Raw genomic sequence first — 15,154 nt, forward strand, 5'->3', positions numbered from 1 at the left:
GTGGTTCACTTTGTGCCCTCTTGCATCAATCGGAAGGCATCCACTTCTCCAAGCTTGGTGGAGATGGAAGTGCGTCCAGCACTTTTACGAAGGCGTAGCGGTGTGGCAGTGCGCTTAAGCAGCGCTTTAATTTCTCCGGGCTCCAGTTCCGGTCTCAGTGAAAGGAGAAGTGCGATGCTCCCGGTCACATGGGAAGTAGCCATAGAAGTGCCGCTCATTTCATGATGCTTTCCATGAATCCAGGAGGATCTGATCTTCTCACCGGGTGCATACACGTCTACGAATTGCCCCCGATTGCTAAAAGGAGCGATACGTCTGTATTTGTCGGTAGCTCCGACTGAAATCGTCTGGGAATAGCGGGCTGGGTAGTCAATACTTCGACGCTTACCCTCATTTCCCGAGGAAGCTACGATTACAATGCCGTTATGATATGCTTTATTCACCATATCAAGCAGTGCCTTGCTACGCGACTTCATCCCAAAGCTCATATTAATAATATCGACACGATTTAATACACACCAATCGATACCAAGAATGATGTCAGAGACATAGGCGGCTCCATTATGATCGAATGCTTTTACAGGATGAATTAAAGCCCGTGGTGCTACGCCAACCATACCTTCGTCATAGTTGGATGCCGCGATGGTTCCTGCAATATGAGTGCCATGGCCGTTGTCGTCATAGGGTAGCATGGTCCGGTTCAACAAATTGATACCTCTGGCAAGGGAATGGCGAAGATCAGGATGATGAAAATCCGCTCCTGTGTCGATCACACCGATTCTGACCCGATTCCCTGTCGAGGAAGGCCAAGCCTTGTATGCACGTACCTGTTTGACTCCCCATGGCATAGAAATGCTTTTCTCTGCTTTCGGTATATAAGCCGTTTCTGCGTGAACCTTTATGCGGGTATCTTCTTCAACGGTAACACCGTGGTGATATTTGCCCAGCCTGTCTCCCCCTGAAAGCGGAGCGATGAGAGCACGGATTAGCCTAGCCGGTTGTACTTGCCGTAATCCCGCAAGCTCAGGTTTCAGCTTCCTGAGATAGGACAGGCATTCCCGGTATTGGTGAGGCTTATCGAACGTGATAATCTGTTTGTTCCGTCCACTGCCGGACGGCTCCGAAATACCCTCATGCAAACGCTGCAAAAAATCCGGATAGTCCATTTGAGACGGTCCCCCTCCGATGAGCCATGCTGAGGTATTGTATGAGCAAGCGTCAGCTACGGCATGGGAAACTTGCCCCTTTTTTATGGAAATAGGCCTGCTTGTCGTGTCAAAGTAGCTATGGACACATACGATACATGGAGGGCATAAGCTCTTGTGCAACAACTTTGGGAGGCCTCTCCCGGAGCGGGTACAGTCGGAGGCGGGGGGAACCCCGTCTTTTTACGTGTGCCGTCTTGTGCAGAGGGATATTCTTGGAAATTATGACGATACCCATGTTTAACTTGCAATTTGCTTCCAAATAGGTTTTACTTAGTTTTGATAATGGATATGTTAGTATTGCATGTATCGTGTATGCTCTGAAACATGTTCTTGTGAATTACGTGTGAGAGGAAGTGTCCCTAGGTGAGTACACCACTCAACTTGAAGATTGACCCGGAGAAAGTCCACGAGACTCCAATGGTGGATTTGGCATTTATGGTATTGAAAGCAGCCAATACTCCATATTATTACCGTGACCTGATGAATGAAGTCGCCAAATTGCGCGGCTTGTCCGACGAAGAAATTAATGACGTTATTGCTCAGCTATATACTGAAATCAACATTGACGGGCGTTTTGCCTGTGTCGGTACGAATCTGTGGGGCTTGAAACGTTGGTATCCGGTAGATAAATCCGAAGATGCCCTGACAGGCGCCAAGCGTCCTCGTATCATTAACGATGAAGACGATGACGACGAAGATGACTATCATGAGGAAGAAGAAACATACAACTCCGATGACGACTTCGATGCAGATAGCGAAGACGAGGATGGCGAAGACGAGCTGTTCGACGGAGAAGATGACGATGATAGTGACGATGACGTAGTTATTGACGATGAAGACCTCAGTGATGAGGAAGATACAGATGATGAAAATGACGATGAGTCGATCGAAGACGACGACGATTCACTTCGTTAGGAACAGGTTGCAAGGGGAGATACGCTCTCCCCTTTTTCATGACCGTTTTCTTGAAACCCCTGCTGATTTATAGCTTTCAGATAGATTTATTCCAATCAGGTTCAAAGGACAAATTAACACAGATAACTTCCTTGACAGCGGATTGGACACGGGGTAAACTATTGCTTGGGCTTATGATTGATTCACTTATATGTTTGCTTTTTGTATAAAAGTGCCCCGTACTACGGGAGTGCTTTTTTGTTTTTTATAGGGGTGTTTTCACTCATGAAAGAGGGCTAAGGGCGGCGGATTGGAAAATATAACCGCTGCCTTCTTCATGGATGATAATCCGTGCAAACGGGTTACGATAACATCATAATGTCGCCTGAATTTTTGCATCTTATCTAGGAGGGTTTTGAACAGTGACGAAGTATATTTTTGTGACAGGCGGGGTTGTGTCTTCCTTGGGCAAAGGGATTACGGCAGCTTCACTGGGGAGGCTTTTGAAGAACAGGGGACTGAAGGTAACGATTCAAAAATTTGATCCTTACCTGAATGTCGATCCAGGTACCATGAGCCCTTACCAGCACGGTGAAGTGTTTGTAACGGATGATGGTGCGGAAACGGATCTCGACTTGGGACACTATGAGCGCTTTATTGATATTAATCTGTCCAAGAACAGCAATGTCACAACAGGCAAGGTATATTCCAGCGTGATCAGCAAAGAGCGTCGCGGAGAATATTTGGGCGGTACCGTACAGGTTATCCCTCATATTACGAACGAAATCAAGGAGCGCGTGTACCGTGCAGGCCGTGAAGCGGGTTCGGATGTCATTATTACGGAAATCGGCGGTACTGTAGGCGATATTGAAAGCTTGCCATTTTTGGAAGCCATTCGTCAGCTTAAAAGTGAAGTTGGGCGCGAAAATGTGATGTACATTCACGTAACGCTCATTCCTTATATTAAAGCTGCTGGTGAGGTTAAAACCAAACCAACTCAGCACAGTGTGAAAGAACTGCGCAGCATCGGCATTCAACCGAATGTCATTGTTTGCCGTACAGAGCATGAATTGTCCTCCGATATGAAGGCTAAAATTGCATTGTTCTGCGATATTGATGCGAATGCAGTGGTAGAATGCCGCGATGCTTCGACTCTCTACGAGGTTCCGTTGAACCTACGTGAAGAAGGTTTGGACGAAATCGTAGTTAACCACCTGAAGTTGACAACACCTGCATCGGATATGACCGAATGGGAAGGGTTAGTTGATCGAATCAGCAAGTTGGACAAAACGGTTGAAATTGCTATTGTTGGTAAATATGTTGCGCTACATGATGCATACTTAAGTGTTGTCGAGTCGCTTTCCCACGCTGGATTTGATGCAAATGCAGACGTAAAAATCCGCTGGGTGAACGCCGAAGAAGTAACGGACGAGAACGTAGCTGACATGCTGGGCGGCATTGGCGGTATTCTCGTACCAGGTGGCTTCGGCGATCGCGGAATTGAAGGCAAAATCAGCACCATTCGTTATGCACGGGAGCAAAAAATTCCGTTCTTCGGTATTTGCCTGGGTATGCAGGTGTCTGTTATTGAGGTTGCTCGTTCCCTGGCTGGTCTCGAAGGTGCCAACAGCTCGGAAATTAACCCGGCTACCGATTATCCTGTCATTGACTTGCTTCCTGACCAAAAAGACATCGAAGATTTGGGCGGTACCATGCGTCTTGGCCTGTATCCATGTAAACTGGTGGAAGGTTCCCTGGCAGAGGCTTGCTACAACGACGAGCTGGTGTACGAAAGACATCGTCATCGGTACGAATTCAATAACGAATATCGTGAAGTTATTGAAAAAGCAGGTCTTCGTATTTCTGGTACTTCACCGGATGGACGTTTGGTGGAAATTGTCGAGCTTCCTGAGCATCCATGGTTCCTGGCGGTACAATTCCATCCAGAATTTACTTCCCGTCCGAATCGTCCACAGCCTTTGTTCCGTGAATTTGTAAAAGCGGCATTGCAGCTTCAAGGTTAATGCTACAGCTTGAAAGACCTCCTTTGGGAGGTCTTTTTTTATCCCATGCTTCCTGATTATGAAAGAATATTCCACAATTATGTATAAGAGCAGGATTTTCTTTTTGCAGGAGCGAATATAGTTTTAGGTATGGGACGGATATTGTACGTCATCGGACGCTGTTATGGCAATAGCTGCATGATCCTCGTTTTAAGATCTTAGGAGGTTAAAACATTGGAAAAGAAAAAAGTATTAATCGTCGATGACCAGAATGGAATACGGATTTTACTGATGGAAGTGTTCGGAAGTGAGGGTTATGAGACCTTTCAGGCAGCGAACGGGAAAATTGCTCTTGAGATTGTTGAGAAGGAACCACCTGATCTGGTTCTGCTCGATATGAAAATTCCAGGTATGGACGGACTTGAAATTCTGAAGCACCTAAAAAGCATGAATCCCGACATCAAGGTTATTATGATGACAGCGTATGGAGAACTGGACATGATTAAAGAGGCGACGGAGCTAGGTGCACTTATGCATTTTACCAAGCCCTTTGATATTGATGAAATGCGGATCGCCGTGAACAAACAACTCAGAGGTGACTAGGGAAGTCATTTTGGTTGAGAACTCTGTTAACAAAACAGGGTTTTTTGTTTGTGATTATGGGAAATACTGAAAGTAAACCCTCTCCTTATACAATTCTATGGAAAAACGGCGTCCTGAGCGTGATTTTTGTATGTGTTGATATGCAAAAGCTTGTTTAGTATTTAACATGGGTTGTGGTATAATAAGCCCGTATGTGATGTCGGCTAAAAATATAGACAAACCCAAACACCTTTAGGAGGACTGTAACCATGCCATTGGTATCTATGAAAGACATGTTGAACAAAGCACTCGAAGGAAAATATGCAGTAGGTCAATTCAATATTAATAACCTGGAGTGGACTCAAGCTATCTTGGGCGCTGCTGAAGAAGAAAAATCCCCAGTAATCTTGGGTGTTTCTGAAGGCGCAGCACGTCACATGGGCGGATTCTACACTGTTGTTAAAATGGTAGAAGGTCTTATTCATGACATGAAAATTACGGTTCCAGTTGCAATTCACTTGGACCACGGTTCTAGCTTTGACAAATGTAAAGAAGCAATCGACGCTGGTTTCACATCTGTTATGATTGACGATTCCCACAGCCCAATCGAGAAAAATATCGAAACAACGAAGAAAGTTGTTGAATATGCACATTCCAAAGGCGTTTCCGTTGAAGCTGAAGTTGGAATGGTTGGCGGTCAAGAAGATGATGTTGTAGGTGACGTAATGTACGCTAAGCTGGACGATTGTGTACGTATCGTTAAAGAAACAGGCATCGATACACTGGCTCCTGCATTGGGTTCTGTTCATGGACCATACAAAGGTGAACCAAACCTGGGCTTTAAAGAAATGGAAGAAATTCGCAATGCTGTGAAAATGCCACTCGTTCTTCATGGCGGAACAGGTATCCCTACACATGACATCCAAAAATCCATTTCCCTGGGTACTTCCAAAATCAACGTAAACACTGAAAACCAAATCGCATTTGCGAAAGTGGTTCGTGAAGTGCTTGCTGCAAAACCAGATGCTTACGATCCACGTACATTCATCCAACCAGGTCGTGAAGCAATCAAACAAACAGTTATCGGTAAAATCCGTGAGTTCGGTTCCAACAACAAAGCGTAATAAGTTCCAACTAGTCATGCCTCTGCATAGACTGGATGCATTTCTTCGTTGTAGCTGTAATTATGCTGCACAAAATATTTAAATCTGTACAGTTGAATAGTGTGGTATGGAAAGCACACCGCTTAGCCGGTGTCTTTCCATTTTAACCACTTAAAAAGTTGAAAGTTTATGGTTTCAGTTCATTGTTTGACCGACTGCAAAACACGTAGGGGGACCCTCAAGCTTATGGAAAAATTGATGATCACCGGTGGACGGCCGCTTCAGGGTACAGTTTCCATCAGCGGTGCCAAAAACAGTGCCATCGCCTTGATTCCCGCAGCCATTCTGGCAGAGTCGGAAGTCATTTTGGATAATTTGCCGCTGCTCAGTGATGTGGCGGTGTATTCCGAAATATTGGAGGAGCTTGGCGCAAAGGTTACCTGGGAAGGTAGCCAGATGAAGATAGACCCTTCCTCCATTAAATCCATTCCCATGCCGAATGGACCTGTTAAGAAATTACGAGCCTCTTATTATATGATGGGGGCCATGCTGGGCAGATTCAAGGAAGCGATCATCGGTTTGCCAGGAGGATGTAATTTTGAACCCCGGCCCATTGATCAGCATATCAAAGGTTTTGAAGCGCTGGGTGCCACGGTTACGAACGAGCACGGCGCTATTCATTTGCACGCCAAAGAACTGCGCGGCACCAAGATTTATTTGGATGTCAGCAGCGTAGGAGCAACCATTAATATTATGCTGGCGGCCGCACGTGCCAAAGGCGCCACAACTATCGAAAATGCGGCTAAAGAGCCTGAGATTATAGATGTAGCAACTCTGTTAAACTCCATGGGGGCGATTATTAAAGGCGCTGGTACGGAGACAATTCGTATTGAAGGTGTGTCGGAGCTGCATGGTTGCCGTCATTCCATCATACCTGACCGTATACAAGCAGGCACTTATATGATTGCTGCTGCGGCAACCCGTGGAAATGTATTGATTGACAATGTAATCCCCAAACATATGGAGGCTCTCACTGCCAAAATGCAGGAAATGGGCGTCGGCATCGAGGAATATGATGAAAGTATTCGCGTACTGGGTGCACCTTCCTATGGGCATGTCGACGTTAAAGCCTTGGTATACCCCGGCTTCCCCACAGATTTACAATCTCCCATGACCAGCTTGCTAACCCAAGCTCAGGGTGTCAGTGTGTTGAGCGATTTTGTGTACAGCAATCGTTTTAAGCACGTCCCTGAACTGGTGCGAATGGGGGCTAAAATTCGCGTAGAGGGTCGGTCTGCCATTATTGAAGGTGGTCAACTGAATGCGGCTAAAGTGAAGGCTGCAGATCTGCGCGCCGGAGCGGCCCTTGTCATTGCTGGACTTACAGTAAGCGAAGGGGTAACCGAGGTAGCAGGTGTCGAGTATATTGACCGTGGTTATGATCATCTCGTTTCGAACCTGCGTCTTTTAGGCGCAGATGTGTGGCGGCAGACTGAGTAATTAAACCATGTACTTTGTTTGAATTTACTGTAACCAAAGCGGAATAACGGGTAACACCTATGCAGCCGCTGCTTGGTATAAGATTTGGTCCATACCTAACAATCTTTTATCAAAAAACCGGAATAATTCGGTATAATCCAGGCAGCTGGCTGCATAACTTTATTTGTTTTGGTTAAAATTATGTTGATGGTGTTTATGATATCATTGTCTATCATTTAATTGTATGAATGGACTTAATAATTGAATAGGTGGTTATTATATGGATCTGCAAATTTCCGATCTGGAAGAAATGAAGCTGACCGACCTGTACAAGCTGGCCAAGCAATACCAGATCCCGTACTACGGAACGCTCAAGAAGAAAGAATTAATTTTCGCCATCCTGCGCGCACAAGCTGAGAAGAGTGGATTAATGTTTATGCAGGGTGTTCTGGAAATACTTCCTGAAGGTTACGGCTTTCTGAGGCCGATCAACTATCTCCCGAGTACCGAAGATATTTACATCTCTGCTTCACAAATCCGCAAGTTTGACCTGAGAACGGGCGATCTCGTTTCCGGTAAATGCCGAACGCCGAAAGAAAATGAACGGTATTTTGGATTGCTTCAAGTTAACGCCGTCAATGGAAGAAGTCCTGAGCAAGCTGCTGAGCGGCTACATTTTCCTGCACTGACTCCACTGTATCCGCAAACCAAATTAGTCCTTGAAACTTCCCCCAACCATTTGTCTACGAGAATTATGGATGTACTGGCCCCTGTCGGACTCGGACAGCGCGGACTTATTGTGGCACCTCCCAAAGCTGGGAAGACGCTTCTCCTCAAAGAAATTGCCAATAGCATTTCTACCAACAATCCCGAGATTGAGCTATTTGTCTTGTTGATTGATGAACGCCCTGAAGAAGTGACTGACATGCAGCGTTCTGTCAAAGGTGAAGTTGTGGCCTCTACATTTGATGAACTTCCTGAAAATCACATCAAAGTGGCAGAACTGGTGTTGGAGCGTGCACTGCGTCTCGTAGAACATAAAAAGGATGTTGTCATCCTGTTGGATAGCATTACACGGTTGGCTCGTGCGTACAATCTCGTCATCCCTCCTTCTGGTCGTACTTTGAGTGGGGGTATTGATCCGGCAGCATTTCACCGTCCAAAACGCTTTTTTGGCGCAGCTCGGAATGTGGAGGAAGGCGGTAGCTTGACGATTCTTGCCACAGCGCTGATTGATACAGGATCTCGTATGGACGATATTATTTACGAAGAGTTCAAAGGCACAGGCAACATGGAGCTGCATTTGGACCGCAAACTGGCAGAACGTCGTATCTTTCCTGCGATTGATATTCGTCGTTCCGGTACACGTCGTGAGGAAGTGCTGTTGAACAAGGAAGAATTAGATACGATCTGGGCTATTCGTAAAAATATGACGGAAAGCCATGACTTTGTGGAAGGCTTCCTCAAAAAACTGCGTAACAGCAAAACTAACGCTGAGTTTTTAGCCTCGTTTGATTTGACAGCACCTTCTTCCAGCGGCTCGCAAGGTAGCTCTGGTGGCCAACAACGAAGAACTACGCGTTCTACCACAGCGTCGGTTCCCGCCACAACCAATTAAACCCAAACCATGTATTTTATCTGTTCCGTAAGTAGACAGCCATTACTATTCATTTGTTAATGGCGCGTTTAATGGAACGAAAGGAGCTCCATAATGTATTTGGTGTATGCCGACGAAAAAGGCAATGTATATGATCATGCTTCTTTGTATGGGCTTGCCCGTAGTGCAGACATGATTGTTGAAATCATGGAGGATGAGCTTATTCCGTTGCCGGAAGGAGCCACACTGGTAAGCCTGCCCAGCACCCGCCCGGTCGGTATGAACCCTGAAACAGGGGAAATGGTCTCTCTTCCGGGAAATATGAAGGCAGTAGGGGCTTTGTTACCGCAAGGCTTTACACGCCTGTGTCTGCCGGGATATGTGAAGACGGATAAGGAGTATAAACTCCCCTTGTTCGGTTATTCAGCCGTTGTCTGGAAAGATGGGGCGTTTTATGTAACAGCAGAGCAGAGTGACAGTCCTTCCAAATGGAATCCCGAAAACTGTGACCGCAATCAAGTTAAATTGGGAGTTCAGCGGATGACAGAGCAGTATCCCGAAAATAGGCTGTACCAGCATTTGTCTAACTGTGCGCTGGGGTACGAATGCCTTACTTCCTCGAATACGTTCCTGAATCGCTGGGAGGGGGGAGTTCCGGTATCTTATTCTTGTAATGCGGGCTGCTTTGGTTGTATATCTGAACAGCCGGATGACAGTGGTTTTGTATCTCCTCAGACAAGAATGAACTTCCGTCCCCGCGTGGAAGAGATTGTAGAAGTTATGTTGGAACATTTGAAGACACCTGAGTCTATCATCAGTTTTGGGCAAGGTTGTGAAGGTGAGCCCTCCACTCAAGCCAAACTGATTATTGATGCGATCAAAGAAGTACGTTCCGTTACAGATATGGGATATATTAATATCAACACCAATGCGGGATTGAATGATCATATCCGGGGAATTGTGGATGCGGGTCTTGATCTCATGCGAGTAAGCACAATTAGTGCATTGGACGACCATTACAATGCGTATTACAAGCCGCGCGGATACACGCTGGCTAATGTGGAAAAGTCACTCCGTTATGCGTCCGATCAGGGAGTGTATACGTCCATCAACTATTTGATTTTCCCGGGTGTAACAGACCGGGAGGAAGAAATTGAGGCAATGATTGAATTTGCCAAACGCACTAAGCTCAAGCTGATTCAAATGCGTAATCTGAATATTGATCCTGAAAGCTATCTGGAGTTGATTCCACCGGCTCAAGGGGAGATACTTGGTATGAAGCAAATGCTTGAGATTTATCGTGAGGAACTGCCGGATGTGGTTATCGGTTCTTACACTCATGTGCCGCCGCAAGGGCTGGCACGTCCCAAATTTGCCAGAACCTAAACGGTCGGGAGTTATTTGAAACACACCGATCTTACACTGTTTTGTGTGCTAAAAAGATGTTGAAACACTTATATTCAAGTGCTATAATTTGAACATGTGTTCATACAACTCTGGGCTGATAGGACGTTCAGGGCGGAAAGAGGTGAAAGTTAATGCAACAGGCTATTCAACCGAAGTATAACGTAACTAATGTTACTTGCGCTTGCGGGAATACGTTTGAAACTGGTTCTGTAAAAGAATCTCTGCGTGTGGAGATTTGCTCCGCTTGCCATCCGTTCTTCACAGGTAAGCAGAAGTTTATTGATGCTGGTGGACGTGTGGATCGTTTCAAAAAGAAATACGGTATGTAATAAGTTGCCGCAAGAGATAAAGTTATTAGAGCCTTCTGCAATTGCAGGAGGCTCTTTTTGTCGTTATTTGCTATTTGCATTTTGTGCAACCATGAGATATACTTATTTTCACCGTGCTAGATGGGGAGGTAGCGGTGCCCTGTAACTCGCAATCCGCTATAGCGAGGTTGAATTCCTGTTAGAGGTGTTGTTGATGTGAGGCTGGTCCCTGCGCACAATGTTGACGGTTGGGTCCTCCGCAATGAGTACTTGTGAACCTGGTCAGGTCCGGAAGGAAGCAGCCATAAGCAAGCCCACTCTTGTGCCGGAGGGTTGCCTAGCCCGAGTTGTTGCTCAGGGTTGCCGCTCGGATCACAACGATCAATAACAGGTGCACGGTATATACTTAGGGATTGAAACATCTTGGCGATTATGCGAAGGTGTTTTTTTTGTGCTTATAATTTGAAATGTGTCTGGTTTAGATTCGGACGGGAGTATAGTATAATGAAGTGACCATAAATGGTCATGAAAGTGAATGGGAAAGAGGGAACGCGCATTGGAACATATAGCGTTGTACCGTGCTTGGCGGCCGCAGGCTTTCAAGGACATGGTAGGACAACAGCATATTATCCAGACATTGCAGAATGCCATCCGCGAAAATCGCACGTCCCATGCCTACCTGTTCAGTGGTCCGCGAGGAACGGGTAAGACCAGTGCGGCCAAAATTTTGGCCAAGGCAATCAACTGTGAGCATGGACCTGCGCCGGAACCTTGCAACGAATGCGAAGCCTGTAAACGGATCACGGCCGGAGCGGTCATGGATGTACAGGAGATTGACGCAGCCTCTAACCGGGGTGTTGAAGAGATTCGTGATTTGCGCGATAAAGTCAAATATGCGCCCACAGAAGTGCGGCACAAGGTTTATATCATTGATGAAGTGCACATGCTGACGACGGAAGCGTTCAATGCGCTGCTCAAGACGCTGGAAGAGCCGCCGCCACACGTAATGTTTATATTGGCTACGACAGAGCCGCATCGGATTCCCGCGACAATTATTTCACGTTGCCAGCGTTTTGACTTTCGGCGAGTATCGCTTGAGGAGCAGACAGAGCGGCTTGACCTGATATGTCAACAGGAGAACATCCAGGCTGATTTGGATGCACTGCAATATATTGCACGTCTTTCAGATGGTGGGATGCGAGATGCGGTTAGCGTTTTGGATCAGATATCCTCGTTTACTGATGGCCGGGTTACGTATCAGCAGGTGCTGGATATGACGGGCGGGATCGCATCCGAGCAATTCGGTAAATTGGCCTTGGCATTACTGAAAGAAGATGTGGGCACAGTGCTCCAATTGATCGAGAACTTTATGCAGGAAGGTAAAAGTGCGGATAAGTGTATGGAGAATCTTCTGTACTATTTCCGAGATCTGCTAATGATCAAGATGGTGCCGCAGGCGACCAAAATGACAGAGCGAGTGCTGAATCCGGAGCAGTTTAAGGAAGTGGCAGATGCTTTTACCAAGGAGCAGCTCTTTGCAATGATCGACACCCTTAATCGTTATCAAGGTGAGATGAAATATGCCGTTCAGCCCCAAACTTTATTTGAGGTAGCTCTATTGAAGTTATGCAGCATTCCGGGGGAAGCGGGAACTGCGGCTCAGCCGACTGTACAGCGCTCTGGTGCTGCTGGTCAGGAAGAAGTGGCCATGTTAAAGCGCCAGCTTGCTGAGCTGGAAAAGAAGCTGGAACGTGCAATGCAAGGTGGCTTGGCCGCTGGAGCGGGTCAGGAGGCATCTTCAGGCGGTCGTCAGGCTTCTGGTGGTCGTGCCCCTGCTCCACGTCTTTCAGCGCCAGCTAAACTTCCTTCTCAGTTGGATCGCTATATCGCTGAGAAGTCAAGCGAAGCATTCGCAGCGGTGGGGCGCAAGTGGAGCCAGATTTTGCAAGGGGTAAAAGAGGCGAAAGTTACGGTTCATGCTTGGTTTATGGATGGTGAGCCGGTTTCTGTGTTAGAGGACAGTGTGCTGGTCGCGTTTAAAAACAACATTCATCGTGAAACTACCGAAAAGCCTGCCAATAAGCAGGTCATTGAGAAGGTTTTACATGAGCAGTTGGGTCATCCTTATCGTTTGGTAACGATGATGCAAAAGGATTGGAATGCTGCGATTGAAGGAGTTTCTGACCAGCCTGCCGAAGAATTGCAACTGGAGCCGGAGCATGATGCGCCGGGAAAGTCCAAGGAGCCCTGGATTGATGAAGCGATTCAGCTGTTCGGGGAAGACCTGGTAGTCATTAAAGAATAATGAAATGTAGATGTATACTTCATTAAAGGAGATGATTGAAATGAACAATATGAACCAAATGATGAAGCAAGTGAAAAAAATGCAGGAACAAATGCTGAAAGCCCAAGAGGAGCTTGGTGGGAAAGTAATCGAAGGTTCTTCTGGTGGCGGTGTGGTAACTGTAGAGGTAAGTGGACATAAAAAAGTGTTGTCCATCACAATCAAACCGGAAGCTGTAGATCCTGATGATGTAGAAATGCTGCAAGACCTCGTACTCACTGCAGTCAATGATGCTTTGTCCAAAGCGGATGAACTGGCTAATGATGATATGGGTAAATTTACAGGTGGTATGAAAATTCCGGGCTTGTTCTAGTCTACTCATAAAGGAGAAACACGCTATTGCATTATCCCGAGCCGATTGCAAAGCTGATTGATGCTTTTACGCGCCTGCCGGGAGTAGGCCCAAAAACAGCTGCCCGGTTGGCTTTTCACGTACTGAAAATGAAGGAAGATGATGTGATTGATTTCGCCAAAGCGCTGGTCAATGTAAAACGCAATCTTCACTTTTGTTCAGTCTGCGGCAATATTACGGACACGGACCCTTGTCGGATCTGTCAGGATAAGACGAGGGATGCTTCCGTCATTTGTGTTGTTCAGGATGCCAAGGATTTGGTGGCTATGGAGCGTACCAAGGAGTTTGATGGTTTGTACCATGTGCTTCACGGGGCAATCTCTCCGATGGAGGGGATTGGTCCTGAGGATATCAAACTCAAGGAGTTGCTGACCAGGCTCAGTGATGAACGCGTCAAGGAGTTGATTCTGGCTACGAATCCGAACATTGAAGGAGAGGCCACGGCTATGTACATTTCACGGCTAGTGCGTCCTTTTGAAATCAAGGTTACTCGTATTGCTCACGGTTTGCCTGTGGGCGGGGATTTGGAGTATGCTGACGAGGTCACCCTGTCCAAAGCACTAGAAGGCCGCAGAGAGCTCAATTAGTAGGTGTAGTTATACGTTATAAGTTCTGAGACTGAAATGTCCTTGGGACATCCTTGATTTGCTTAGGGAGCCGTTGCGGCTCCTTTTTTATTTGCATGAATAGATGGCTTTATAGTCGTTTCTGGTTCTAAGTTTGTCCTTTGTTCAATAAGTATGAATAAGGTGGTCTTGCAGACTGTACACATAATTCAGCTTGTGAGGAGGATGAATGAATGTGGGAACGGATGAAGCAAAATTTCCGTCGTCAGGAGAATGGGAAGACAGAAGCGGAGTATCGCCAGGAATTGTTTGCTCAGATTCGAGCTTCGCATGCGGAATGGTTAAGAGCACATCGTTTATTTCATGAAGCTACGGGTAAGGATGAAATCGACTACGCCATTTTTGTTCTGGAAGCTGCGGAGCGTAAATATCAAATACATTTAAAAAGCGCAAAGCAGCAAGGGCTACATCGTTTTCACCTGCCAGCAGATGAACCGGGGTATGCCAATGATGCTGACCGGGTTCACAAACGGAGAGCGGAATGAGAGGGGTAGTCTGGCTTGTCTTGATTGCCTGTGCCGGATTACTGATGTACCTAATCCTCAAAAAACGTCTGGGGATCGGTTGGTTTGTAGTATTCGGAGCGCATATGGCTCTGGCAGCTATTGCACTGTATGTTATCAATTATTCAGGGTGGATTACACAGGTGTATATTCCGATTAACCCAGTGACGATGGGAGCAGTAACGATATTAGGCTTGCCAGGAATTGCGCTTTTACTGGGACTGAAAATAATATTGTTCGGACAGGCTGTCTGAAAAACATTATTGTAGCAGTTGTTAGGGAAGGGGAGTGTGCAAAAAAAGGATGGGGTTTGGTTAGTCTAATGCGGTATTGTTTTATTTTATAAATTATAGTTGACGACGAATTCTGAAATGTGATACATTAATTCTCGGCCTTTAAAGCCCGGGAATTTTTTGTGTGAGCAGTGCTTAAATAAAATTGAAAATAATTTAAAAAAAGTGTTGACTTAAATCCCGACCGTATGTTATATTAATTAAGTCGCCGCTGAGATGCGGTGGTGAAACAAAGTGGAGTATTAATGAAGGTTTGATCTTTGAAAACTGAACAACGAGTGAGTAAACTGATTTTGTTCGCAAAATCAAACAATGAGATATTTTATCTCGTCAGTTTCAAAATGAGCTAATCGCTCTTTCTATAACCAACTTCGGTTGGTCTTTAATGGAGAGTTTGATCCTGGCTCAGGACGAACGCTGGCGGCGTGCCTAATACATGCAAGTCGAGCGGGGTT

At 46.1% G+C, this 15,154-nt stretch carries 14 protein-coding genes, 1 rRNA gene and 1 other RNA gene; 15 read left to right on the forward strand and 1 reads right to left on the reverse strand.

The window, feature by feature from the left end; genetic code table 11:
• Positions 1-5: 5 nt before the first annotated feature.
• Positions 6-1,166, reverse strand: a complete 1,161-nt coding sequence (locus HFE01_RS25640) for a S8 family peptidase (RefSeq protein WP_019685778.1) — start codon at positions 1,164-1,166, stop codon at positions 6-8.
• Between the two features lie 405 nt (positions 1,167-1,571).
• Here HFE01_RS25640 and rpoE point away from each other — a divergent pair, with 405 nt between their 5' ends.
• From rpoE to HFE01_RS25715, 15 genes are all read left to right on the forward strand, one after another.
• Positions 1,572-2,123, forward strand: a complete 552-nt coding sequence (rpoE, locus tag HFE01_RS25645; RefSeq protein WP_013368770.1) for a DNA-directed RNA polymerase subunit delta — start codon at positions 1,572-1,574, stop codon at positions 2,121-2,123.
• Positions 2,124-2,524: 401 nt separating this feature from the next.
• Positions 2,525-4,126 carry a CTP synthase gene (locus HFE01_RS25650; RefSeq protein ID WP_107735236.1) on the forward strand — a complete coding sequence of 534 codons (1,602 nt, stop codon included), beginning with the start codon at positions 2,525-2,527 and terminating at the stop codon, positions 4,124-4,126.
• Between the two features lie 213 nt (positions 4,127-4,339).
• Complete coding sequence (locus tag HFE01_RS25655; protein ID WP_014599366.1) at positions 4,340-4,708, forward strand: response regulator; 369 nt, start codon at positions 4,340-4,342, stop codon at positions 4,706-4,708.
• Between the two features lie 248 nt (positions 4,709-4,956).
• A complete protein-coding gene (gene fba, locus HFE01_RS25660) occupies positions 4,957-5,811 on the forward strand; it encodes a class II fructose-1,6-bisphosphate aldolase (protein WP_025363685.1) in 855 nt (284 codons plus the stop codon).
• A gap of 225 nt (positions 5,812-6,036) precedes the next feature.
• Entirely contained in the window at positions 6,037-7,290 is a 1,254-nt protein-coding gene (locus HFE01_RS25665; protein ID WP_107735235.1) for a UDP-N-acetylglucosamine 1-carboxyvinyltransferase, read from the forward strand.
• Between the two features lie 259 nt (positions 7,291-7,549).
• Positions 7,550-8,887, forward strand: coding sequence for a transcription termination factor Rho (gene rho, locus HFE01_RS25670; RefSeq protein WP_019685779.1), 1,338 nt, complete (start codon positions 7,550-7,552; stop codon positions 8,885-8,887).
• A gap of 93 nt (positions 8,888-8,980) precedes the next feature.
• Positions 8,981-10,252: a radical SAM family protein gene (locus HFE01_RS25675; protein WP_107735234.1), complete on the forward strand. Its 1,272-nt coding sequence runs from the start codon at positions 8,981-8,983 to the stop codon at positions 10,250-10,252.
• A 152-nt stretch (positions 10,253-10,404) separates the two neighbouring features.
• Entirely contained in the window at positions 10,405-10,602 is a 198-nt protein-coding gene (rpmE, locus tag HFE01_RS25680; RefSeq protein WP_016818578.1) for a 50S ribosomal protein L31, read from the forward strand.
• A gap of 111 nt (positions 10,603-10,713) precedes the next feature.
• Positions 10,714-10,980, forward strand: an RNA gene (ffs, locus tag HFE01_RS25685) — signal recognition particle sRNA large type.
• Between the two features lie 157 nt (positions 10,981-11,137).
• Positions 11,138-12,886, forward strand: a complete 1,749-nt coding sequence (dnaX, locus tag HFE01_RS25690) for a DNA polymerase III subunit gamma/tau (RefSeq protein ID WP_019685781.1) — start codon at positions 11,138-11,140, stop codon at positions 12,884-12,886.
• Between the two features lie 40 nt (positions 12,887-12,926).
• Entirely contained in the window at positions 12,927-13,238 is a 312-nt protein-coding gene (locus tag HFE01_RS25695) for a YbaB/EbfC family nucleoid-associated protein (RefSeq protein WP_013368784.1), read from the forward strand.
• 26 nt (positions 13,239-13,264) lie between these two features.
• Entirely contained in the window at positions 13,265-13,864 is a 600-nt protein-coding gene (recR, locus tag HFE01_RS25700) for a recombination mediator RecR (RefSeq protein ID WP_016818580.1), read from the forward strand.
• Positions 13,865-14,076: 212 nt separating this feature from the next.
• Positions 14,077-14,388 carry a DUF2508 family protein gene (locus HFE01_RS25705; protein WP_016818581.1) on the forward strand — a complete coding sequence of 104 codons (312 nt, stop codon included), beginning with the start codon at positions 14,077-14,079 and terminating at the stop codon, positions 14,386-14,388.
• Positions 14,385-14,660: a pro-sigmaK processing inhibitor BofA family protein gene (locus HFE01_RS25710; protein WP_016818582.1), complete on the forward strand. Its 276-nt coding sequence runs from the start codon at positions 14,385-14,387 to the stop codon at positions 14,658-14,660. The genes HFE01_RS25705 and HFE01_RS25710 overlap by 4 nt, the downstream gene beginning before the upstream one ends.
• Before the next feature lie 421 nt (positions 14,661-15,081).
• Positions 15,082-15,154 (forward strand): 16S ribosomal RNA (locus HFE01_RS25715); the annotation flags it as partial.

Origin of the sequence: Paenibacillus sp. EKM10P, assembly GCF_011800655.1 — a bacterium.
In the GTDB taxonomy this organism is placed as follows: Bacteria; Bacillota; Bacilli; order Paenibacillales; family Paenibacillaceae; genus Paenibacillus; species Paenibacillus polymyxa.